The organism is Albidovulum sediminicola (genome assembly GCF_025751575.1).
Classification (GTDB): Bacteria; Pseudomonadota; Alphaproteobacteria; order Rhodobacterales; family Rhodobacteraceae; genus Albidovulum; species Albidovulum sediminicola.
Window position 1 is genome coordinate 71178 of the sequence record NZ_JAOWLA010000002.1, and the last position, 21656, is coordinate 92833.

The following is a 21656-nucleotide window of genomic DNA, read 5'->3' on the forward strand; positions in this document are numbered from 1 at the left end:
TGGCGTCAACGGGCGCCGGGAATCAAGGGCCGGTGATGCGTGACCTTGGGATCAACGATGCCCGGCGCCCGTGCACCCCGCTGAACTTGTCGAGGTGAAGTCGTTGCCGGCGAAATGCATGGTCGCGACTTCTTTGATCCCGTTCGACCAGCGCATCCGCAGCGTCAACGTCGATCCTGACAGCGTGCCGCTGCCGCTGCCCTGCGCGCCGAGCGAGTTTCCGGCGCTGGCCGCCCAGCTGCCGTCGGCCATCGGGCTCAACCGGGTCCAGCCCGACACCCGGACGAGCAGGGCGCAATTCGCCACCCATTGCCAGGTTCCGGAAACGTCGAGCTGGGCGGCAGCCCGAGTGGTGCCCGTCTCGACCACCGTCCCGGGTGCCGTCTCTGGCGCCCGTCCGGTCGCGACCTGGGCGGCGGGGCAAGTGCCCGGCTTCGCGCCCTTCAACTCCGTCAGCGCGGCGGGGGAGCCGAGCGCGGTCTTAGCCAACGCGGACCCCGAGGCGGCGCGATAGCGGTCCCAGGCGGCGCGGGTGCGCGCCCCGGCGATCCCGTCGGCACCGCCCGCCGAACACCCAAGGCGATTGAGTTCGGCCTGGGTGTCACGCATCAAAGCGCGTGCGGCCTCCGCCTCAGCCTCCGCCGCGCTGGCCGGCGGCGGAGCCTCCTCCACCTGCGAGGTGCTGGCGAGACGCGCCGAGGGGGCGCTTTCCTCTCGTCCCAGCGATTCAAGCGCGCGCTCCGCCAGATCGACCGAGAAGTCGCCGCTGTCGCCGTGGCGGCGCAAGAACCCCTCCAGCGCGTCGCGGGTGCCGAGTTCCATCGCCAGACGGAAATCATCGCGGATCTGGGACGTATCTGACGGAACGGCTGTATCGACCGGCTGGGCCGAGCCGCCCGCGAAATAGAATTCCCCCAGCAACTCATCGTAATAGGCCGGGAACTGCGCGTGGTTGCGTGTCTTGGCCAGATCGCGGACCTCGACCCGCAACTCAGCGATCATTGCGCGCAATTCCATGTCCTGCCGCGTGAGCTTGGGCAGCAGAAGCCGGGTGAAGACCGAGTTCGGGTCCCTGTCCTGATCGTCCAGCGCATCGAGCGCGGTCTGCCCGGCGCCCGCCGAGAAGACGACGAAGGTCCCCTCGGGCGCGGTGATGCGGCCAAGGCCGCGGGCCTGGCCGATGGCGCGCTTCGTCCCGCCCGCGGCGAAGGGATTGTTGCGGCAGGCGTCGAGGAACACCAGCGTCGCGCGCGCCCCGGAACTGCGCACCGTGTCCAGAAGGTTCGACAGGGCAAAGCTTTCGAGCTTGATGAAGTTCTCCCCGCCCGCCTCGGGAGAGGTGATGTCGACCGGCAGCAAATAGTTTTCGCCCTCGATCTCGACGCCATGGCCCGAGTAATAGATGAGCGCGGTATCGCCCGGCTCGATCCGGCCGACGAATTCGGCGATGTCGCGTGCCATGTTTCGCCGGGTCACGTCGAAATCGGCGATGACATCGTAACCTTGGGCCCCCAGAAGCGCGGAGACTGCGCGGGCGTCGCCGCCGGCTTTTTCCAGCGCGGGGACCGATTGGTAGGCGTCGTTGCCGATGACCAGCGCGACCTGCTTTGCCTGGGCAAGCCCTGCCGACAGAACCAAGGTGAATGCGAATGCTGCAACGGCGAGAATGCGCATGCCGTCCTCCGAATACCAGTTGTGGAAGTCTGGCGTGGCGATGCGCGGCGGGTCAACCGGCGTTTGGGGGGAAATTGCGCGCAGTTGCCCCTTGCGCGGCATTGCGCTATCCCGTCGCATCCGAAGGGATCCATCCATGTCCGAACCGAAGAAGCTTTTCATCAAGACCTACGGCTGTCAGATGAACGTCTACGACAGCGAGCGCATGGCCGAGGCGCTGGGCGCGGAAGGCTATGTGACGACCGAGGTGGCCGAAGAGGCCGACATGGTGCTTCTGAACACCTGCCACATCCGTGAGAAGGCGGCGGAGAAGGTCTATTCCGACCTTGGCCGCCTGCGTCCACTGAAGCAGGCGAAACCCGACCTCAAGATCGGTATCGCGGGCTGCGTCGCGCAGGCGGAGGGCGAGGAGATCCTGAAGCGGATGCCGCTGGTCGATCTGGTGGTGGGGCCGCAAAGCTATCACCGCCTGCCCGCGATGGCGAAGGCAGCCGAGGCGGGGCAGAAGACGGTCGACACCGATTTCCCCGAGGAGGACAAGTTCGACCACCTGCCGGACCGCCCCAAAGCTTCGGTCCGCCCGACCGCGTTCCTGACCGTGCAGGAGGGCTGCGACAAGTTCTGCGCCTTTTGCGTGGTGCCCTATACCCGTGGTGCCGAGGTCTCCCGCCCCGTCGAACGCATCCTGACCGAGGCGCGCGGGCTGGTGGAAAAGGGTGTACGGGAATTGACGCTTCTGGGCCAGAACGTGAATGCCTATCACGGGCAAGGCGCGGACGGGGACTGGACGCTGGCGCGGCTGGTGCGGGAGCTTGCGCGCGTCGATGGGCTGGAACGCATCCGCTACACGACCTCCCATCCCAACGACATGGGCGACGACCTGATCGCGGCGCATGGCGAGGAGCCGAAGCTGATGCCCTACCTGCACCTGCCGGTGCAGTCGGGCTCGGACCGGATCCTGAAGGCCATGGCGCGCAAGCATACGGCCGAACAATACCTGCGCCTGATCGAGAAGATCCGCGCCGCGCGCCCCGACATGATGATGTCGGGCGATTTCATCGTCGGCTTCCCCGGCGAGACCGATGCCGATTTCGACGCGACGATGGACCTGATCCGCGCGGTCAACTACGGCATGGCCTATTCCTTCAAGTATTCCGCCCGACCCGGCACGCCCGCGGCCGAAAAGGCGCCGGTGCCGGCCGATGTGGCAGACGCGCGGCTTCAGACGCTTCAGGCACTGATCACCCAGCAACAGCGTGCCGCGCAGGAAGGCATGGTCGGGCGCGAGGTCTCGGTCCTGTTCGAGAAGCCTGGGCGGCTGAAGGGGCAGATGGTGGGCAAGTCCGATTACCTGCACGCGGTCCATGTCGAGACCGGCCTGCCGGTCGGCGCCATCGCGCGGGTGAGAATCGTTTCCTCCGCTCCGAACTCGCTTGCCGGAGAGATCGTGGCGGCCTGAGTCCGCCCCGCAGGTGCGCCCAAGCGTCCGGATCGGCGGAAAAGCGGTGCGCAAGCGCCTCAATAACGCCCGCTTTTCACGCTATCTTGATGCTATGCCCGGGCGCGCAGCACTAGGGCTTGCGTGTGCACCCATAGGCGGGCACCATCTAGGTGCGAACCCTTTGCGAAGGAGACACGTTTGGGCTTCTCTGCCTTGACCCCCCCGCCGAAGCCGGAAGATCTGCACGAGACGCTTCTGGAATTTCCCGATAATCGGCTTCTGATCGATCTGTGCGGCGAGTTTGACCGCAACCTCTCGCAGATCGAACACCAGCTTGGGGTCCACATCCTGCGCCGCGGCAATCATCTCGCGGTGGTGGGTGGTGCGGAGGGCAGGGGGCGCGCGGCGGCGGTGCTGCAAACGCTCTACGGGCGGCTCGAAACCGGGCGCGGCATCGACGCGGGCGAGATCGACGCCGCCATCCGCATGGGTGATATGGGCGTCGCCAACCCGCCGAGCCTTGACGAACAGCTTGAAATGTTCGCCGCTGGTCGGATGGAAATCCGCACCCGCAAGAAACAGGTTGAACCACGCACCGAGGCCCAGAAGGCCTATGTGAAGAACCTCTTTCAGCACGAGCTCGCCTTCGGGATCGGACCGGCAGGCACGGGCAAGACCTATCTGGCCGTCGCGGTGGGCGTGACGATGCTGATCGGCGGCCATGTGGACCGGATCGTGCTCTCGCGCCCCGCGGTCGAGGCGGGCGAGCGGCTGGGCTTCCTGCCCGGCGACATGAAGGAAAAGGTCGATCCCTACATGCAGCCGCTCTACGACGCGCTGAACGACTTCCTGCCCGCCAAGCAGGTGCAGAAACTGATGGAGGAAAAGCGCATCGAGATCGCGCCCCTGGCCTTCATGCGCGGGCGTACGCTCGCCAACGCCTTCGTCGTGCTGGACGAGGCGCAGAACGCCACCACCATGCAGATGAAGATGTTCCTGACCCGCCTGGGCGAGGGCAGCCGCATGGTCGTGACCGGCGACCGCACGCAGGTTGACCTGCCGCGCGGCGTGTCCTCGGGCCTGACGGACGCCGAGCGGATCCTGGCCGATGTCCGCGGTGTCAGCTTCAATTACTTCACCGCGAAGGATGTGGTGCGCCATCCCCTTGTGGCCCGCATCATCGAGGCCTATGACCGCGACGATGGAGCCGCTGGTTGACACATTGATCGAGGACGCGCGCTGGGACGCGTTCGGGCTGGAGGATCTGGCCGAGGAGGCCGCGCGCGCGACGCTTGCCGCGCTCGGCCTGGCCGCGTCGGGGTTCGAGATCAGCCTTCTGGGTTGCGATGACCGGCGGATCGCCGATCTGAATGCCGACTACCGCGGAAAGCCGCAACCGACCAACGTGCTGTCCTGGCCCTCCGATGAGCGCGCGGCCGACGAAGACGGCGCCGCGCCCGACCTGCCCGACCCGGGACCCGAGGAGATGCCCGAGGAGTTGGGCGACATCGCGATCGCCTGGGAAACCTGCGAGCGCGAGGCGGTGGAGCAGGGCAAGCCCCTGCGCGATCATGTCACGCATCTTCTTGTTCATGGAACGTTGCATCTTCTGGGCTACGATCACATCCGCGATGGCGATGCGGCATTGATGGAAGGCACCGAAGTCCGCATACTTGAACAGATGGGCCTGGCGAACCCATATGAGTGAGCCGGGGCAGAACGGCCCTGCAAGTTGGAAAGGACAGATGGGCGAATCCGCAGACGGGTCGCAGTTCGCAGACAGCACTGACGATCCCGCAGACAGTAGCGCGCAGAAGGGCTTTTTTGGCCGTATCTTCAGCGCCCTGACCCCCTCGGAATCAGGAGAGGACGATACCGCGCCGACCCTGCGCGGGGAGGCGCCGGCACCCGGCGCGGTGCTTCCGGGCATTGCGAACCTGCGCAGATTGCGCGTTGACGACGTGGCCATCCCCAAGGCCGAGGTCGTCGCGGTTCCCGTCACGATCAGCCTGACCGACCTGGTGGCAAGATTTCGGGAAAGCGGATTTTCGCGGTTGCCGGTCTTCAAGGGGACGCTCGACAGCCCGCTGGGGATCGTCCACCTCAAGGACCTCGCGCTCCAACAGGCGTTTTCCGACGCGAAGCCAAGGTTTTCGCTGCGCAAGCTGCTGCGGCCGCTGCTTTATGCGCCGCCCTCCATGCCGATTGGCGTGCTCCTGCAGAAGATGCAGAGCGAGCGCATCCACATGGCGCTGGTCATCGACGAATATGGCGGTGTGGACGGCCTCGTGACGATCGAGGATCTGATCGAGACCGTGATCGGGGAAATCGAGGACGAACACGACACCTCCGAATCCGGCCTCTGGACGCTGGAAAAGCCGGGGCAATACCTTGTCCAGGCCCGCGCCCCGCTTGAGGAGTTCGAGGCCGAGATCGGCATCAAGCTTGCCGATGCCGAAGAGGATGAGGAAATCGAAACCCTGGGCGGCCTGGTCTTCATGCTGACCGGGCGGGTTCCGGCGCGGGGCGAGGTCGTGCCCCACGACAGCGGGGCGGAGTTCGAGGTCGTGGACGCCGACCCGCGCCGGATCAAGCGTCTGCGCGTCCGCCTGCCGCAGCCGAAGGGCTGACATGCGGATCTTCCGCTTCCTGCGCCGCGACAGTCGGCCGGGCTGGCGCGCGCTGGCCGGGGCGGTGGTGCTGGGCGTCGCCATGGCCTCGGGGCAGGCGCCCTTCGGGCTGTGGTGGCTGTCGCTCGGGGCGCTTGGCGTGCTGACCGGCGTCGTTGCGGCAGAGGCGCGGCGCGCTCAGCGGCTTTGGTTGGGCTGGGCCGCAGGCCTTGGCTATTTCGCGCTGGCGCTGTTCTGGATCGTCGATCCTTTTCTGGTGGAGCCGGAAATCTTCGGCTGGATGGCCCCTTTCGCGCTGATCCTGATGTGCGCGGGCATGGCGCTGTTCTGGCTTTTCGCGGCGGCGCTTGCCGGGCTTGGGCACGGTCGCGCCGGCCGGGTGCTGGGCTTTGCGCTGGGTCTCGCGCTCAGCGATCTGGCGCGGGGCTATGTTCTGACCGGCTTTCCCTGGGCGCTGATCGGCCATGTTTGGATCGACACGCCCGTGGCACAAGCCGCAGCCTTTGTCGGGCCGGTCGGGCTGACGCTTATGACCACGCTTTTGGCGGCCATGCCCCTGCTGGCGCGCGGCATGCGGGCGCGGTTGGCGCTTGCGGTCGTGACGGCCGCGGCCCTGGGCGGGCTTTGGCTGGCCGGGGAGGCGCGCCTGCATCGGGACATCGCCGGACGTGAGCCGCCGGTTCGCGTGCGCTTGGTCCAGCCCGACGCCGATCAGGCGCTGAAATGGCAGGGCGACATGTGGCGCGTGTTCCTGGAGCGGCAGATCACGCTGACGTCCGCGCCTTCGACCCAACCCCTGGATCTGGTGATCTGGCCCGAAACCGCGGTCCCCTACCTTCTGGGCGAGACCGGGGACCTGTTCGAGCGGATGATCGCGGCCTCCGGCGGGGTGCCGATCGTGACCGGCATCCAACGTGCCGAGGGCACGCGTTACTTCAACAGCCTGATCGCCATCGACGCGACCGCCGAGGTCACGGCACTGCATGACAAATCGCATCTCGTCCCCTTCGGCGAATACATTCCCTTCGGCGATCTTCTGGTGCCTTTCGGCATCCGCGCCTTCGCCGCGCAGGAAGGGTTCGGCTATACCGGCGGCTCGAAGATCCGGACGCTCGACCTTGGTCGCGCGGGTCAGGTCCTGCCGCTGATCTGTTACGAGGCGATCTTTCCCCAGGACCTGAACCGGGCTGTGGGCCAGGCGGACTGGGTTCTCCAGATCACCAACGACGGCTGGTTTGGCGACATTTCGGGGCCTTATCAGCATCTTGCCCAGACGAAGCTGCGCGCGATCGAGCAGGGTCTGCCGGTGGTGCGCGTCGCCAATACCGGGGTTTCTGCGGTCATCGACGCGAAGGGCCGGGTGGTGGGCAACCTTGCGCTGAACACCCAAGGGGTTCTGGATGCGGATGTTCCACCTTCCCTTGACCGTCCTCTTTACGCCCGGACGGGCGATCTTCCGGCCGCGCTCTTGCTGTGCCTCGGCCTCGGCGGCCTGTTGCTCCGGCGCCGATTCGCGGATTGACCCGGGCCTGCGTGCCGGATAGTCAGACCGGGCGAACCGTCACAACGGCTTCCTGGCGTGACGGGGATAACCCCAATGGAGCACTTCATGTCCCGCAAAAATTACATCTTCACCTCTGAATCCGTGTCGGAGGGGCACCCTGACAAGGTCTGCGACCGCATTTCCGATGCCGTTCTGGACGCCTTCCTGTCTGAGGAACCGAACGCCCGCGTTGCCTGCGAAACCTTTGCCACCACCAATCGCGTCGTCGTCGGCGGTGAGGTCGGCCTGTCCACCAAGGAAAAGACCAAGGCGATGATGGCGCGTATCGATGGCATCGTGCGCGACTGCGTCCGCGACATCGGCTACGAGCAGAAGAAGTTCCACTGGGACAAGATCAAGGTTCACAACTACCTGCACGAGCAGTCCGCCCATATCGCGCAAGGCGTGGACCGGGACGGGGCCGGGGATCAGGGGATCATGTTCGGCTACGCCACGCGCGAGACGGCGGAGCTTATGCCTGCGCCGATCCAGTATGCCCACGCGATCCTGCGCCGGTTGGCCGAAGCGCGGAAGTCCGGCGCCGAACCGACGCTGGGGCCGGATGCCAAAAGCCAGCTGTCGCTGCGCTACGTGGATGGGAAGCCGGTCGAGGTGACCTCGATCGTGCTGTCGACCCAGCACACCTCGAAGCGGCAGACCTCGAAAGTCATCCGCAAGATCGTCGAGCCCTATATCCGCGAGGTCCTGCCCGATGGCTGGCTGACGCGGAAGACCGAATGGCACGTGAACCCCACGGGCACCTTCGTCATTGGCGGGCCGGATGGGGACGCGGGCCTGACCGGGCGCAAGATCATCGTCGACACCTATGGCGGCGCGGCGCCCCACGGGGGCGGGGCGTTCTCCGGCAAGGACCCGACCAAGGTTGACCGTTCGGCCGCCTATGCGGCACGCTACCTGGCAAAGAACGTGGTGGCGGCGGGGCTTGCCGAACGCTGCACGCTGCAGCTGTCCTATGCGATCGGCGTGGCGAGGCCCCTGTCGATCTATGTCGATACCCATGGTACGGGCGAGGTCGCCGATGCCGAGATCGAAAAGGCGGTTGCCGAGGTCATGGACCTGACCCCGCGCGGCATTCGCACGCAGTTGGGCCTGGACCGGCCGATCTATCAGCGAACCGCGGCCTATGGCCATTTCGGCCGGGCGCCGGAAGCCGATGGCGGCTTCAGCTGGGAACGCACCGACCTGGCCGAGGCGCTGAAGAAGGCGGTCTGAGCCGAACCGGGCGGGACGGACGCCGGGGGTTTTGCACCCCCGGACCCCCGCAGGGTATTTGGGCAATGAAGAAGGGGCCGTTCATATGCGGCCGTTCTGGAGGTGTGACATGGCCAAGACCGATGTCTCGGGACTGACGCAGCTGGGGGCGGAGACGAAGATGCCGGCCTCGCCCGAGGAGGCGCTGCTGGAGAAGGTGCCGGCAGGGCATTCCGGAACGCAATATGTCGTGCGCTTCACGGCGCCGGAGTTCACCTCGATCTGCCCGATGACGGGGCAACCGGATTTTGCGCATATCGTGATCGACTACATCCCGCGCGACTGGCTGGTCGAAAGCAAGAGCCTCAAGCTTTACCTGCATTCCTTCCGCAATCACGGGGCCTTCCACGAGGACTGCACGATCGACATCGCCAAGCGGCTGGTGGCGCTGCTCGACCCGGAGTGGCTGCGTATCGGCGCCTATTGGTATCCGCGCGGGGGTATCCCGATCGACGTTTTCTGGCAGACCGGCGCGCCGCCCGCGGGCGTCTGGATCCCCGATCAGGGGGTCGCGCCCTATCGCGGCCGGGGCTGAGGGCGGCGCCCGTGCCTTGACGGCGGGGCCCGCGCCCGCTAGGCCGCCGCATCCCAGCCTGATGGTGCCGATGACCGACCCAGAGACCCCCCAGCCCGAGTGGCGCAACTTTTATGGCCGTCGCCATGGCAAGACGCTGCGTCCGAGCCAGAAGACCTATCTGTCCGAGGATCTGGAAACCTTGCGTCCCCTTGGCGTGACGCGGGAGGATAACCCCGAGCGGCAGCCCATCGACCCTGCGGCGATCTTCGGCGATGACCGTCCGGTCTGGCTTGAGGTCGGTTTCGGCGGGGGCGAGCATCTGGTCCATATGGCCGCGCGCTACCCTGCGGTCGGCATCATCGGCTGCGAGCCGTTCATCAATGGCGTCGCCATGCTTCTGGGCAAGATCCGCGAGGCCGGTGCGACCAACCTTGCCGTACATCCTGGCGATGCGCGCGACCTGATGGAGGTGCTTCCCGAGGGGGCGGTCGCACGGGCGTTTCTCAACTACCCCGATCCCTGGCCGAAGCGCCGCCATCACCGGCGCCGCTTCGTCACGGCGGAACACCTCTTGCCGCTGGCGCGCGTCATGGCGAAGGGGGCGGAGTTCCGGGTCGCGACCGACATTCCCGACTACGTGCGCCAGACGCTGAAGGAAGTGCCGCGTGCCGGGTTTGCGCTGGTGCGTCAAGGCGACGTGCCCTGGGACGACTGGATATCCACGCGCTATGAGCAGAAGGCGCTGCGCGAAGGGCGCGCGCCGCATTACCTGACCTTCGTTCGGGGCTGAGACCGCCCAAAGGCGCCGCTCAGCCGAAGAGTGGCTGCGCCAGCAGATAGCGCTCGATGATCGGAAGCGAGGCCGCCCCGATGGCGCGGGCGTTGCGCCCGATCGCCGCCTCGGCGATCACGGGCTCGTCGATGCCTTGGGTGTCGATGACGGTCAGCGCCTTCCGGGTCCGCTCCACGATCTGGCTGCGGACGCTGTCGGGGCAGTTCGAATCGATCAGGATGGTCTCGAAGTCGATGACGGAGGAGACCGCGACCGCCGCGAGCGCGAGGTGTCGGGCGGTATGGTCGATCCAGTCCTCCAGCGGCTGGCCGAACTGGGACCAGTCGGTCTCGGGCCGCCAGATGGCCGCGGGGTCGAAGCCCGCCGCCTCCAGCCGCGCTTCCAGAAGATAGATCGAGGCATGGTGGATCAATTGCTGGGCGCCGGTTTCGGATGCGACCGGGATCGAGCCGAAGGCGCCCGCGTTACCGGTTCGCCCGACATAGACCGTATCGTTCAAGACCACGCCGCCGCCGATGAAGGAGCCGATGAAGAAGTAGGCGTAGTCTGCGAACTCTCGGCCGCGGCCGAAGACATGTTCGGCGGTACAGGCCGCCGTCGCGTCGTTGCGAACGGTGACGGGCAGGCCGGTGATCTCCGCCACCGCGGCAGTCACGTCGAAATCCCGCCAGCGCTGCATTTCTTCCTTGGGGGCGTTCACGACGTCAAGCCAGTTCCAAAGCTCGAAGGGCGCCGCGACACCGATGCCCGCCACGCGCCGGCGCTCAGCGGGCTTCAACCCGGCGAGCAGCTTTTCGAAGTTCTCGCTCAGGAATGCCGTCAGGGCGTCGGGGGAGGGGTAGGGGTAGGTGCGCTTGATCTGGGCCCGGATCTTGCCGGCCAGGTCGATCAGCACCAAATCGGTGCTCCTGCGGCCGATGTTCAGCCCGACCGAGAGGGCTCCGTCAGGGCGCAGCGTCATCGGGATCGAAGGCTTTCCGACCCGTCCACGGATCGGCTCCCCCCGGACCAGAAGCCCGTCCTTTTCCAGCTGCCGGATGATGATCGATACGGTCTGAGCCGAGAGATTGGTACGGCGCGCGATCTCGGCGCTGGGCAGGCCACCGTGGCGCTGGATCATGGAAAGGACAAGCCTTTCATTGTGATCGCGGATCCCCGACTGATTGGCGCCCCCCATGGGATCGCGGATGGTGGTGGTGTCCATTGCTCTTGACCGGTGTTTTTCTGGCGCCTCCAGTTTGACCGTCTGAATTAATAAATCAAGTTTATTTATTTATTGACAGATGAGGGCGACTCGCCGCATAGGAGGGGCAGGGACGGGCAGACTACCGCCGGTCCGGCAATCCGGCGCAAGGCAGGTGCCCCGCCAGAGACGATCCATGGGAGGATGACATGACCAAATTTCTGATGGGCGCCGCGGTCGGCGCGCTTGTACTCGGTGCCGCCTCGGCCGCTTCGGCTGACAGTGCATGCCTGATCACCAAGACCGACACCAACCCCTTCTTCGTCAAGATGAAAGAAGGCGCGAGCGCCAAGGCCGCGGAGCTGGGCATCGAGCTGAAATCCTATGCCGGCAAGATCGACGGCGACAGCGAAAGCCAGATTTCCGCGATCGAGACCTGCATCGCCGATGGCGCCAAAGGCATCCTGCTGACGCCGTCCGACACCAAGGGCATCGTGCCGGCGGTTCAAAAGGCGCGCGACGCGGGCCTTCTGGTGATCGCGCTCGACACCCCGCTTGACCCGATCGAGGCGGCCGACGCGACCTTCGCGACCGACAACTTCCTTGCCGGCGAACTGATCGGCAAATGGGCGAAAGCCGCGCTGGGTGATGCCGCGGCGGATGCCAAGATCGCCATGCTCGACCTTGATGTCAGCCAGCCGACCGTCGACGTCCTGCGCGATCAGGGCTTCCTGCAGGGCTTCGGGATCGATCTGGGCGACCCCAACAAGTGGGGCGACGAGACCGATGCGCGCATCGTCGGCAATGACATCACCCAGGGCAACGAGGAAGGTGGCCGCCGGGCGATGGAAAGCCTGTTGGCGAAAGATCCGTTCATCAACGTCGTCTACACGATCAACGAACCCGCCGCCGCCGGTGCCTACGAGGCGCTCAAGGCGATCGGCCGCGAGAAGGACGTGCTGATCGTCTCAGTCGATGGCGGCTGCCCGGGCGTTGCCAACATCAAGGATGGCGTGATCGGTGCGACCTCGCAGCAGTACCCGCTGCTGATGGCCTCGCTCGGGATCGAGGCGATCGCGGCCTATGCGAAAGACGGCACCAAGCCGCAGCCGACCCCGGGCAAGTCCTTCTTCGACACCGGTGTCGCACTTGTCACCGACAAGCCCGCCGAAGGGGTCGAGTCCATCGACACCGCGAAAGGCACCGAGCTTTGCTGGGGCTGATGCCCCTGCATTGATCGGAACGCCTTAGAGGGACAGAATGACCAAGTGGGGGCGGTGGCGACGCCGCCCCCGACTGTTATCCGGGAGGAACGGGAACATGGCCAGCGAATCCGGTACCACAAATAGCTACGAAAGCGCGATCAAGGGCAGCCCGGACGCGGTGGCCGAGTTCACGCAGCGCCGCTCTGCCGTGCACAGCTTCCAGCACCTTCTGCACCAGACGCCGTCGCTGGTGCCGCTGATCGTGCTGCTGGCTGCCGTTGCGGTCTTCGCGGCCCTGCTCGGCGCCAAGTTCTTCTCGCCCTTCACGCTGACGCTGATCCTGCAGCAGGTGGCCATCACCGGTATCGTCGGTGCGGCGCAGTCGGTGGTGATCCTGACCGCCGGCATCGACCTTTCGGTCGGTGCGATCATGGTGCTTTCGTCGGTCGTCATGGGCCAGTTCACCTTCCGCTACGGGCTCCCGCCCGCCTTCGCGGTCCTTTGCGGCTTTGCCTGCGGGGCGCTGATGGGCTTCATCAACGGGACGCTGGTCGCGCGGATGAAACTGCCGCCCTTCATCGTGACGCTCGGCATGTGGCAGATCGTTCTTGCCACGAACTTCCTATACTCCGCGAACGAGACCATCCGCAGCCAGGACATCACCGAACAGGCGCCGATTCTGCAGCTCTTCGGGGAAAGCTTTCGGATCGGCGGAGCGGTCTTTACCTATGGTGTCGTCGCGATGCTGGTGCTGGTCCTGGTGCTCTCCTATGTCCTGCGCCACACCGCCTGGGGCCGCCACGTCTACGCCGTGGGCGATGATCCCGACGCGGCCGAGCTTGCGGGCGTCCAGGTCAGCCGCGTTCTGGTGACGGTCTATGTGCTTTCGGGGCTGATCTGCGCGCTGGCGGGTTGGGTGTTGATCGGGCGGCTTGGCTCGGTATCGCCGACCGCGGGGCAGTTCGCGAACATTGAAAGCATCACGGCGGTGGTGATCGGGGGGATCTCGCTCTTCGGCGGGCGCGGCTCGATCCTCGGGATGCTCTTCGGGGCGCTCATCGTCGGGGTCTTCTCGCTGGGTCTCAAGATGCTCGGCACAGACCCGCAATGGACCTATCTCCTCATCGGCGCGCTGATCATTGGCGCCGTCGCCGTGGACCAGTGGATCAGAAAGGTGGCTGCGTGATGGAACCGATCCTGAAAGCCCGCAATCTCGTCAAGCGCTATGGCCGTGTGGTGGCCCTTGACCACTGCGACTTCGAGCTGATGCCGGGGGAAATCCTGGCCGTCATCGGCGACAACGGTGCGGGGAAGTCGACACTGATCAAGGCCATCTCGGGCGCGGTCACGCCGGACGAAGGCGAAATCTGGCTCGAAGGCCGCAAGATCGGCTTTTCAAGCCCGCTGGAGGCGCGGGGCGCGGGGATCGAGACCGTCTACCAGACGCTCGCCATGTCGCCCGCGCTTTCGATCGCGGACAACATGTTCATGGGGCGCGAGCTGCGCAAGCCCGGCATCATGGGCAGCCTCTTCCGCCAGCTTGACCGCCCGGCGATGGAGAAATTCGCCCGCGACAAGCTGACGGAGCTTGGCCTGATGACGATCCAGAACATCAACCAGGCGGTGGAAACGCTGTCGGGGGGGCAGCGGCAGGGGGTGGCCGTCGCGCGTGCTGCCGCCTTCGGGTCCAAGGTGGTGATCCTGGATGAGCCGACCGCGGCGCTGGGCGTCAAGGAAAGCCGCCGGGTGCTGGAGCTAATCAGCGACGTGCGCTCGCGCGGCATTCCGATCATCCTGATCAGCCACAACATGCCCCATGTGTTCGAGGTCGCGGACCGCATCCACATCCACCGGCTGGGCCGCAGGCTGTGCGTGATCAAGCCGGGCGATTACACGATGTCGGACGCCGTGGCCTTCATGACCGGCGCGAAAGAGGCCCCGGGCGCGGCCGAGGCGGCCTAAGGCCGCCCGGCCGGGGCGTGGGCATCACTCGGGCTGGAAGCCGCCGATCAGCTGGCGCAGGCCGATCCAGGCGCCCAGGCTGATCGCGGCCAGCGTGACAGGCCCCGACCAGGAAAGCGCCGCGATGGCGGAGACGCCCTGGCCGACGGAACATCCCATCGCCAGAACCCCGCCGATCCCCATCAGGGCCGCGCCGCCGACCTGGCGGCCAAGCTCGCGCGGGTCCTCGCAGGCTTCCCAGCGGAACAGGCCGCGGATCATCGAGCCCGCGAGCGCGCCCGCCAGAACGCCGACGACGGACCCGACCGAGAAGGAGAGCCCGCCCGAGGTCGAGGTCATCAGGTAGATCAGCGTGCGCCCGACCGGCGCGGTGAAGGATGGCCCCTCGACCGCGATCTCCTCAAGGCTGGCATCGAAAAGCCAGCTTGTCCCGGCAAAGCACCAGACGACGGCCAGACCCGCGGCGATCCCCCAAAGCATCATGGCCGGGCGCGCGCGCAGCGCGGCGCTGGAGAGCGCCCAGCCGAAGCAAAGGACCGCGACGGCCGCGATCGTGAGGGCGGCGGGAACGCCAAGTGCGCCCAGGTCGGAAAGAACGCCCTGCGGCCCCTCGGCGGCTGGCTGCGGGAAAAGCGCGACGCGCAGCGGCGCCAGCGGGCCAGATAGCGCCACGAAACCGAAAAGGCCCATCACCACCACTACCACGAGCGATCGCAGATCGCCGCCGCCGAAGCGAACGAGCGCTCCGAAGCCGCAGTTGCCCGCCATCGCCATACCGTAGCCAAACATCAGCCCGCCGACGATCGAGGCAACCGGGTCCCAGGCGATGCTGTGATAGATGGTACCCTCCAGGTCGATCCAGCCGGCCATCGCCCCGACCTGCGTTCCCAGGATTGCCACGCCCAAGACAATCCCCCAGAGCCGGAGGCGGCTCTGGCTGCCGCCGTAGATCGCTGATTCCAGCGCGCCGAGCGTGCAGAAATCACCCAGACGCGCGGTGAGCCCCAACACGACGCCCCCCACCAGCCCGACCAGGGCCGCCAGAAGGCCGAAAGGCAAGCCGTCCATCCCTTATCCTCCCTCGCGCCCCCGCGCGCTGGGGGCGCTATCAACATTTCAGTCCGGTTCGCAGAATAGCCTGGAGAGCAGGTTGACCATCTCCAGCACTCTGGGATCCAGGATCGAGTAAAAGATCGCCTGCCCCTCCCGGCGGGCACTCACAAGCCCTTCGAGCCTGAGGCGCGCAAGCTGCTGGCTCACGACAGCCTGACGCGAGCACAGAAGGTTTTCAAGCTCGGTCACGCTCTTCTCGCCGCCCCGCAGGTGGCAAAGAATGGTGAGCCGCCCGTCATGGCCAAGAGCCTTGAGAAACGTCGCCGCCTCATTCGCGCGCTCGACGAGCGCTTCGAGATCGCGCTCCGATCGCTTGGGGATGCCAGTCTTCGCCTCGTCGCTCACTCGCGGCTCCTGTTTCTCCCTCGACTCATGGCGGGGCGGCGTCGATCCCGCAACCCCCCCGACGCGTCGAATTCGTTCGACTGCGAACGAAAAGGCCCCCGGCCTCTCAGTCCGCCAGCACCGCGCCCGCCTGGCGCAGCATGGCGCCGAGCATCGGCCAGAAGAAATCTTCGCCCGGGTAGCCCTCAAGCCGACCGCTTTCGACCCCATCAGCGACGACGACGAAGGTCGGCGTGAAGATGGGGGCCGCCTCGATCCGCAACCCCTCCGGCAGGGGCGCCCGCAGGTCGATCCGGCGCAGCGGGGCCAGGCGGCCCTCGGCTGTCAGGGGATATTCGGGCGCTACCTCCTCGTTCCAGCGCGCGCAGTAGATGCAGCCAGCCTGTTCGAACATCAAAAGCTCATACTCCGTCGCCCCGGCCGCAGCGGCGGACAGGGGAAGCAGAAGGACCGCGAGGATTGAGCGAACAGGCATGTTGACAGGTCATATGAACATATAAATATTCTAATGTAATTTTGGGACCTCGGCAAGCGCCGCGGACTGCCGTGCTCTTGGGGGCGTTGATGCTGGAGATTTCCTTTGGGGGCGCCTTGATTGCGGGTTTCCTCGCGTTCTTTTCCCCCTGTGTGCTGCCCATGGTGCCGTTCTATCTGTCCTACCTGGCCGGCGTTTCGGTGCACGAACTGGGCGCGGGCGGCGGGCTGACGCCTGCGGCGCGCGGACGGCTCGTCGTGCGGACGGTGGCCTTTGCGCTGGGCGTGACGACGATCTTCATGATGCTGGGCCTCGCGGCCTCCGGCCTTGGTCGCGGACTTGCCGCCTGGATGGAGACGCTGTCCTGGGTCGCGGGTGGGGTACTGATCCTTTTCGGCCTGCATTTCCTGGGCATCCTGCGGATCGGACTGTTCTACCGCGAGGCGCGGCTTCAGTCCGACCAGCGCCCGACGACGGTCGTCGGGGCCTATGTCCTGGGCCTGGCCTTCGGTTTCGGCTGGACGCCCTGCGTTGGCCCCGCTCTGGCCGCGATCCTGATGATTGCCGGGGGCATGGGAGAAATCTGGCGGGGCGGGGCGCTGCTTCTGGTCTTCGGGCTGGCGATGACCTCGCCCTTCGTGCTCGCCTCGGCCTTCGCGGGTCCGTTCCTGGCCTGGCTGGGCCGCCATCGCGCCATTGTCCGATACGTGGAAAAGGCGACCGGCGTCATGCTGATCGTCTTCGGGATCCTGATCGCGACGGATACCGTCAACCTGATTGCCGACTGGATGATCCGGACCTTCGACTGGTCCGCCACCATCACCTGAGAGGAGTACCGACATGAGACGCCTTCTGACCCTCGCCGCCGCGCTCTTCCTGGCTGCGGGTCCGGCCTTGGCCGTTCCCCTGGGCGACGATGGGTTGCACAAGCCCGACTGGCTGCGCGAGACCTTCAAGGATCTGCGCGAGGACCTGGAGGAGGCGAACGCCGAGGGCAAGCGGCTGCTGGTCCTGATCGAGCAGCGCGGCTGCATCTACTGCACCAAGATGCAGGAAGAGGTCTTCACGGTCCCCGAAATCGACAAGCTGATCCGAGAGGGCTACTTCGTCGTTCAGATGAACCTGTTCGGCGATGTCGAGGTGACGGACTTCGACGGCGAGGTCCTGTCGGAAAAGGACATGGCGGCGAAGTGGGGCGTGATGTTCACGCCGACGATGATCTTCCTGCCCGAAGACGTCCCGGAAGGGCAGAGCGCGGTCGAATCGGCGGTTGCCGTGATGCCCGGCGCTTTCGGCAAGGGCACGACCGAGGCGCTCTTCATCTGGGTGCGCGACCATGGCTACGAGACCGGTGAGCACTTCCAGAAATTCGTCGCTTCGCGTGTAAATCCGGGCAATTAGCGCCTATCGAGTTTTGAATATAAGAATATTCATGAATGCATATGTTTTTAGTTGCTCTCGATGGCCGAGCGGCGTTATCGTCACTCCGAGGGAAAGATCAGGGAGGATCGCAATGAAAAGCCAGCTTTGGCTCGCGTCCTTGGTAGCGCTGTCCGCGGCGCTGCCAGCGGCGGCCGATACCGCGCCGGGCGACGTGGCCTATACGGACGGGGCGGTGGCCGTGTCCTTGACCGGAGTGGCCGGTGATGCGGCGGCAGGCGCCAAGGTCATGACGACCCGGTCCGAGGGGAACTGCGTCGCATGCCACCAGATCGCCGCGATGCCGGACGTGCCGTTCCAGGGCGATATCGCGCCCGCGCTTGACGGGGTGGCCGACCGCTACGACGAGGCGCAGCTGCGCGGCATCGTCTCCAATGCGAAGATGAGCTTCGAGGGCACCTTCATGCCCGCCTTCTACAAGACGACCGGCTTCATTCGTCCCGGCGATGCCTACTCGGGCAAGGCCGCGCCGGAAAATCTGCCGCCGATCCTGACGGGTCAGCAGATCGAGGACGTTGTCGCCTATCTGCTCACGCTCAAAGAGTGACGGGCCAGGGATTTCAAGGAGATGACCATGATGATCACCAGACGTGAAGCGATCCTTGCCGGGTTCGGCAGCATCGCGACCGCAGCGGTCCCCAGCATGGGGCTTGCGGCCACCGTCGACGAGTTGACCGCAACCTTCACCGGCGGCGCCGCCGCGGGCGAGGGTGGGCTGACCCTGACGGCCCCGGAAATCGCCGAGAACGGCAACACCGTTCCGGTCGAAGTGAACGCGCCGGGTGCGGTCGCGATCATGATCTTGGCGACGGGCAACCCGGAACCGGCGGTTGCGACCTTCACCTTCGGCCCGGCGGCAGGCAGCCAGCGCGCCGCCACCCGCATCCGCCTGGCCAAGACCCAGGATGTCGTGGCGATGGCGAAGATGGCCGACGGTTCGGTCGTTCAGGCTTCGGCCACTGTCAAGGTTACCATCGGCGGCTGCGGCGGCTGAGGATCAGGAGTTAGAAACATGGCAAAAGATGCAAAACCGCGCGTGAAGGTTCCGAAGTCGGCCGCTGCCGGCGAGGTCGTCACGATCAAGGCCCTGATCAGCCACCAGATGGAATCTGGCCAGCGCAAGGACAAGGACGGGAACCTGATCCCGCGCTCGATCATCAATCGCTTCACTTGCGACCTGAACGGCGTGAACGTCGTTGATGTGACGCTGGAACCGGCGATCTCCACCAACCCCTACTTCGAGTTCGACGCCAAGGTCGATGCGGCGGGGGAGTTCAAGTTCACCTGGTACGACGACGACGGCTCTGTCTACGAGGACACGAAGCCCATCGCCATCGCCTGATGGCCAGCGCAGGTCGGGGAGGAGACGGAATGCAGCACAGAAGAACGACAAGGAACCTGGCGGTGGCCGCGGCGCTTGGTCTGGCCCTTACGGGCATCGCCAACGCGGACCCGGCCGAGGACACGCTTGAGGTCACGACCGACGATGCCACCATCACGCTGACCACGACGGCGCCCGCGCCGGCGGCGGTGGCCGATGTGTTCGACACGGTCTATTCGGGCTGGCACTTCCGCGACCCGGATACCCGGGACATGCAGCGGGACGACTTCGACAACCCGGGCATGGTCTTCGTCGACCTCGGGCAGGAGAAGTGGGACGAGGCCATCGGAACCAACGGCGAAAGCTGCGCCGGCTGCCACGAGGGGCCCGAAAGCATGGCGGGTCTTCGCGCCGTCATGCCGCAGGTCGATGAAGCGACCGGCAAGCTCATGATCATGGAGGACTACATCAACACCTGCGTGACCGAGCGCATGGGGTTGGAGAAGTGGGGCACGACCTCGGGCGACATGAAGAACATGCTGGCCCTGATCTCCATGCAGTCGCGCGGCATGCCGCAGAATGTGGCCATCGACGGCCCCGCCGCCCCGTTCTGGGAGCAGGGCAAGGAAATCTACTACAACCGCTATGGCCAGTTGGAGATGTCTTGCGCGACCTGTCATGAGGACAACTACGGCAACTACATCCGCGCCGACCACCTGAGCCAAGGCCAGCTTTCGGGCTTCCCGGTCTACCGGCTGAAGGACGCGGGTCTGGTGTCGGCCCAGCAGCGCTTCGTCGGCTGTGTGCGCGACACACGGGCAGAGACCTTCAAGGCCGGGTCGGACGAGTTCAAGGCGCTTGAGCTTTATGTCGCCTCGCGCGGCAACGGCCTTTCGGTCGAAGGCGTGGGCGTCCGCCACTGACGAAATCGGGCGGCCGCCGGTGTGTCCGGCGGCCGCCGTCTCTATCAACTCACGAAATGAGCGGGTCGCCCGACGCGTTTGCGCGGTTGCGATCGCATGTCTGCAAGTCAAGGAGTCGGTCATGATCACCCGTCGGGAATTCCTTCAGGCTTCGGTGGCAGCTTCTGCCATCGTTGGCATTTCCGGCTTCGGAAACTGGTCGCGCCTTGCCGCCCAGCAGGCCCTGACCCAGGACCAGCTGTTGCAGTTCGACGACTTCGGCAACGTGACGCTGATCCACATCACCGACATCCACGCGCAGCTGAAACCGATCTGGTTCCGCGAACCGGAGATCAACATCGGCGTGGGCGAGGCCGCCGGCCGCCCGCCCCATGTGACGGGCAAGGACTTCATCAAGATGTTCAACCTGACGCCCGGCTCGCCCGAAGCCTACGCGCTGACCTACGAGGACTTCACCGCCTTGGGTAAGACCTACGGCAAGATGGGCGGCATGGACCGCGTGGCGACCGTCGTCAAGGCGATCAAGGCCGCGCGCCCCGAAGCGATCCTGCTCGACGGCGGCGACACCTGGCACGGGTCCATGACCAGCTTCCTGACCAAGGGACAGGACATGGTCGATGTCATGAACGCGCTGGGTGTCGAGGCGATGACCAGCCACTGGGAATGGACCTACGGCTCCGAGCGGGTGAACGAGATCGTGGAGGGGCTGCCCTTCCCCTTCCTCGGCGCCAATATCTTCGACGTGGAGTGGAACGAGCCGGCCTACGAGCCCTATACGATCTTCGAACGCGGCGGCGTCCGGATCGCGGTCATCGGCCAGGCCTTTCCCTACATGCCGATCGCGAACCCCGGCTGGATGTTCCCCGAATACAGCTTTGGCATCCGCGAGGAGCGCATGCAGGAGGTGGTGGACGAGGTGCGCGGGCAGGGCGTCGATCTGGTCGTGTGCCTGTCGCACAACGGCTTCGACGTCGACCGTAAGATGATTTCCCGCGTCAAGGGCATCGATGTGATCCTGACCGGCCATACCCATGACGCCGTGCCCGAGCCGGTTCTGGTGGGCGAGACGATCCTGATCGCCTCCGGCTCGAACGGCAAGTTCGTCAGCCGCGTGGACCTCGACGTGCGTGACGGGCGCATGATGGGCTTCCGCCATAAGCTGATCCCGATCTTCTCGGACGTGATCGCGCCGGATGCAGAGATGGCCTCGCTTATCGACGAAGCCCGCGCGCCCTTCAAGGACCAGCTGGAGGAGCAGATCGGCACGACGGACAGCCTGCTTTACCGCCGGGGCAACTTCAACGGCACCTGGGACGACCTGATCTGTCGGGCGGTCCGGTCCGAGCGTGATGCGCAGATCGCGCTGTCGCCCGGGGTGCGCTGGGGCACGACGCTCCTGCCCGGCGACGCGATCACGCGCGAGGATATCCACAACGTCACCTCGATGACCTACGGCGCCTGCTACCGCAACGCGATGACGGGCGAGACGCTGAAGCTGATCCTTGAGGACGTGGCCGACAACATCTTCAACACGGATCCCTACTACCAGCAGGGCGGCGACATGGTCCGCGTCGGCGGGCTGGCCTATGCGATCGACGTGTCCAAGCCGATTGGCGAGCGGATCAGCGACATGCGCCTGGCCGACACCGGCGAGGCGATCGAGGCGGCGAAATCCTACACCGTCGCCGGCTGGGCTAGTGTCAACGAAGGTACCGAAGGGCCGCAGATCTGGGACGTGATCGAATCCCACATCCGGAAGATCGGCACCGTCAGCCTGGAACCCAACACCACGGTCACCGTAACCGGCATCTGAGACAGA

23 protein-coding genes and 1 riboswitch are annotated in these 21656 nt (G+C 65.8%); of the genes, 18 read left to right on the forward strand and 5 right to left on the reverse strand.

Annotation, left to right across the window (positions count from 1 at the left end; translation table 11 throughout):
* Positions 1-51: 51 nt before the first annotated feature.
* Positions 52-1776, reverse strand: coding sequence for a caspase family protein (locus OE647_RS02380; protein WP_263720038.1), 1725 nt, complete (start codon positions 1774-1776; stop codon positions 52-54).
* 34 nt (positions 1777-1810) lie between these two features.
* Between OE647_RS02380 and miaB the strand changes: the two genes are divergently transcribed.
* From miaB to trmB, 8 genes are all read left to right on the forward strand, one after another.
* Positions 1811-3133: a tRNA (N6-isopentenyl adenosine(37)-C2)-methylthiotransferase MiaB gene (miaB, locus tag OE647_RS02385; protein ID WP_263720039.1), complete on the forward strand. Its 1323-nt coding sequence runs from the start codon at positions 1811-1813 to the stop codon at positions 3131-3133.
* A 180-nt stretch (positions 3134-3313) separates the two neighbouring features.
* Positions 3314-4333, forward strand: coding sequence for a PhoH family protein (locus tag OE647_RS02390; RefSeq protein ID WP_263720040.1), 1020 nt, complete (start codon positions 3314-3316; stop codon positions 4331-4333).
* Positions 4317-4823 carry an rRNA maturation RNase YbeY gene (gene ybeY / locus OE647_RS02395; protein WP_263720041.1) on the forward strand — a complete coding sequence of 169 codons (507 nt, stop codon included), beginning with the start codon at positions 4317-4319 and terminating at the stop codon, positions 4821-4823. Before OE647_RS02390 ends, ybeY begins: the two co-directional genes overlap by 17 nt.
* A gap of 37 nt (positions 4824-4860) precedes the next feature.
* A complete protein-coding gene (locus tag OE647_RS02400) occupies positions 4861-5745 on the forward strand; it encodes a hemolysin family protein (protein WP_263720043.1) in 885 nt (294 codons plus the stop codon).
* A gap of 1 nt (position 5746) precedes the next feature.
* Complete coding sequence (lnt, locus tag OE647_RS02405) at positions 5747-7267, forward strand: apolipoprotein N-acyltransferase (protein ID WP_263720044.1); 1521 nt, start codon at positions 5747-5749, stop codon at positions 7265-7267.
* A gap of 33 nt (positions 7268-7300) precedes the next feature.
* A riboswitch (SAM-SAH riboswitch) is annotated at positions 7301-7350 on the forward strand.
* Positions 7351-7354: 4 nt separating this feature from the next.
* Entirely contained in the window at positions 7355-8521 is a 1167-nt protein-coding gene (metK, locus tag OE647_RS02410; RefSeq protein ID WP_263720045.1) for a methionine adenosyltransferase, read from the forward strand.
* 109 nt (positions 8522-8630) lie between these two features.
* A complete protein-coding gene (queF, locus tag OE647_RS02415) occupies positions 8631-9095 on the forward strand; it encodes a preQ(1) synthase (RefSeq protein WP_263720046.1) in 465 nt (154 codons plus the stop codon).
* 70 nt (positions 9096-9165) lie between these two features.
* On the forward strand, positions 9166-9867 hold the full coding sequence (gene trmB, locus OE647_RS02420; protein WP_263720048.1) for a tRNA (guanine(46)-N(7))-methyltransferase TrmB: 702 nt from the start codon (positions 9166-9168) through the stop codon (positions 9865-9867).
* A gap of 19 nt (positions 9868-9886) precedes the next feature.
* On the opposite strand, the gene OE647_RS02425 is transcribed toward trmB, so the two are convergent.
* A complete protein-coding gene (locus OE647_RS02425) occupies positions 9887-11074 on the reverse strand; it encodes an ROK family transcriptional regulator (protein ID WP_263720049.1) in 1188 nt (395 codons plus the stop codon).
* Positions 11075-11262: 188 nt separating this feature from the next.
* Between OE647_RS02425 and OE647_RS02430 the strand changes: the two genes are divergently transcribed.
* The 3 genes from OE647_RS02430 to OE647_RS02440 all read left to right on the forward strand — a co-directional run bounded on the left by OE647_RS02430 (position 11263) and on the right by OE647_RS02440 (position 14220).
* On the forward strand, positions 11263-12276 hold the full coding sequence (locus OE647_RS02430) for a sugar ABC transporter substrate-binding protein (RefSeq protein WP_263720050.1): 1014 nt from the start codon (positions 11263-11265) through the stop codon (positions 12274-12276).
* Positions 12277-12373: 97 nt separating this feature from the next.
* Positions 12374-13444, forward strand: coding sequence for an ABC transporter permease (locus OE647_RS02435; RefSeq protein WP_263720051.1), 1071 nt, complete (start codon positions 12374-12376; stop codon positions 13442-13444).
* On the forward strand, positions 13444-14220 hold the full coding sequence (locus OE647_RS02440) for an ATP-binding cassette domain-containing protein (RefSeq protein WP_263720052.1): 777 nt from the start codon (positions 13444-13446) through the stop codon (positions 14218-14220). The genes OE647_RS02435 and OE647_RS02440 overlap by 1 nt, the downstream gene beginning before the upstream one ends.
* Before the next feature lie 24 nt (positions 14221-14244).
* On the opposite strand, the gene OE647_RS02445 is transcribed toward OE647_RS02440, so the two are convergent.
* From OE647_RS02445 to OE647_RS02455, 3 genes are all read right to left on the reverse strand, one after another.
* Positions 14245-15288 carry a YeeE/YedE family protein gene (locus OE647_RS02445; RefSeq protein ID WP_263720053.1) on the reverse strand — a complete coding sequence of 348 codons (1044 nt, stop codon included), beginning with the start codon at positions 15286-15288 and terminating at the stop codon, positions 14245-14247.
* A 48-nt stretch (positions 15289-15336) separates the two neighbouring features.
* The gene (locus OE647_RS02450; protein WP_263720054.1) at positions 15337-15678 is read right to left on the reverse strand and encodes an ArsR/SmtB family transcription factor; all 342 of its coding nucleotides are present in this window, start codon (positions 15676-15678) and stop codon (positions 15337-15339) included.
* 106 nt (positions 15679-15784) lie between these two features.
* The gene (locus tag OE647_RS02455) at positions 15785-16153 is read right to left on the reverse strand and encodes a thioredoxin domain-containing protein (RefSeq protein ID WP_263720055.1); all 369 of its coding nucleotides are present in this window, start codon (positions 16151-16153) and stop codon (positions 15785-15787) included.
* 89 nt (positions 16154-16242) lie between these two features.
* Here OE647_RS02455 and OE647_RS02460 point away from each other — a divergent pair, with 89 nt between their 5' ends.
* The 7 genes from OE647_RS02460 to soxB all read left to right on the forward strand — a co-directional run bounded on the left by OE647_RS02460 (position 16243) and on the right by soxB (position 21650).
* On the forward strand, positions 16243-16980 hold the full coding sequence (locus OE647_RS02460; RefSeq protein ID WP_263720056.1) for a cytochrome c biogenesis CcdA family protein: 738 nt from the start codon (positions 16243-16245) through the stop codon (positions 16978-16980).
* Positions 16981-16993: 13 nt separating this feature from the next.
* Positions 16994-17554, forward strand: a complete 561-nt coding sequence (locus tag OE647_RS02465) for a thioredoxin family protein (RefSeq protein ID WP_263720057.1) — start codon at positions 16994-16996, stop codon at positions 17552-17554.
* Between the two features lie 112 nt (positions 17555-17666).
* Positions 17667-18140 (forward strand): sulfur oxidation c-type cytochrome SoxX, encoded by a 474-nt coding sequence (gene soxX, locus OE647_RS02470; RefSeq protein WP_263720058.1) that lies wholly within the window; start codon positions 17667-17669, stop codon positions 18138-18140.
* 27 nt (positions 18141-18167) lie between these two features.
* On the forward strand, positions 18168-18587 hold the full coding sequence (gene soxY / locus OE647_RS02475) for a thiosulfate oxidation carrier protein SoxY (RefSeq protein WP_263720059.1): 420 nt from the start codon (positions 18168-18170) through the stop codon (positions 18585-18587).
* An 18-nt stretch (positions 18588-18605) separates the two neighbouring features.
* Entirely contained in the window at positions 18606-18935 is a 330-nt protein-coding gene (gene soxZ, locus OE647_RS02480; RefSeq protein WP_263720060.1) for a thiosulfate oxidation carrier complex protein SoxZ, read from the forward strand.
* 29 nt (positions 18936-18964) lie between these two features.
* Complete coding sequence (soxA, locus tag OE647_RS02485; RefSeq protein WP_263720061.1) at positions 18965-19837, forward strand: sulfur oxidation c-type cytochrome SoxA; 873 nt, start codon at positions 18965-18967, stop codon at positions 19835-19837.
* Between the two features lie 121 nt (positions 19838-19958).
* Positions 19959-21650 carry a thiosulfohydrolase SoxB gene (gene soxB / locus OE647_RS02490; protein WP_263720062.1) on the forward strand — a complete coding sequence of 564 codons (1692 nt, stop codon included), beginning with the start codon at positions 19959-19961 and terminating at the stop codon, positions 21648-21650.
* The last annotated feature ends 6 nt before the right edge of the window (positions 21651-21656 follow it).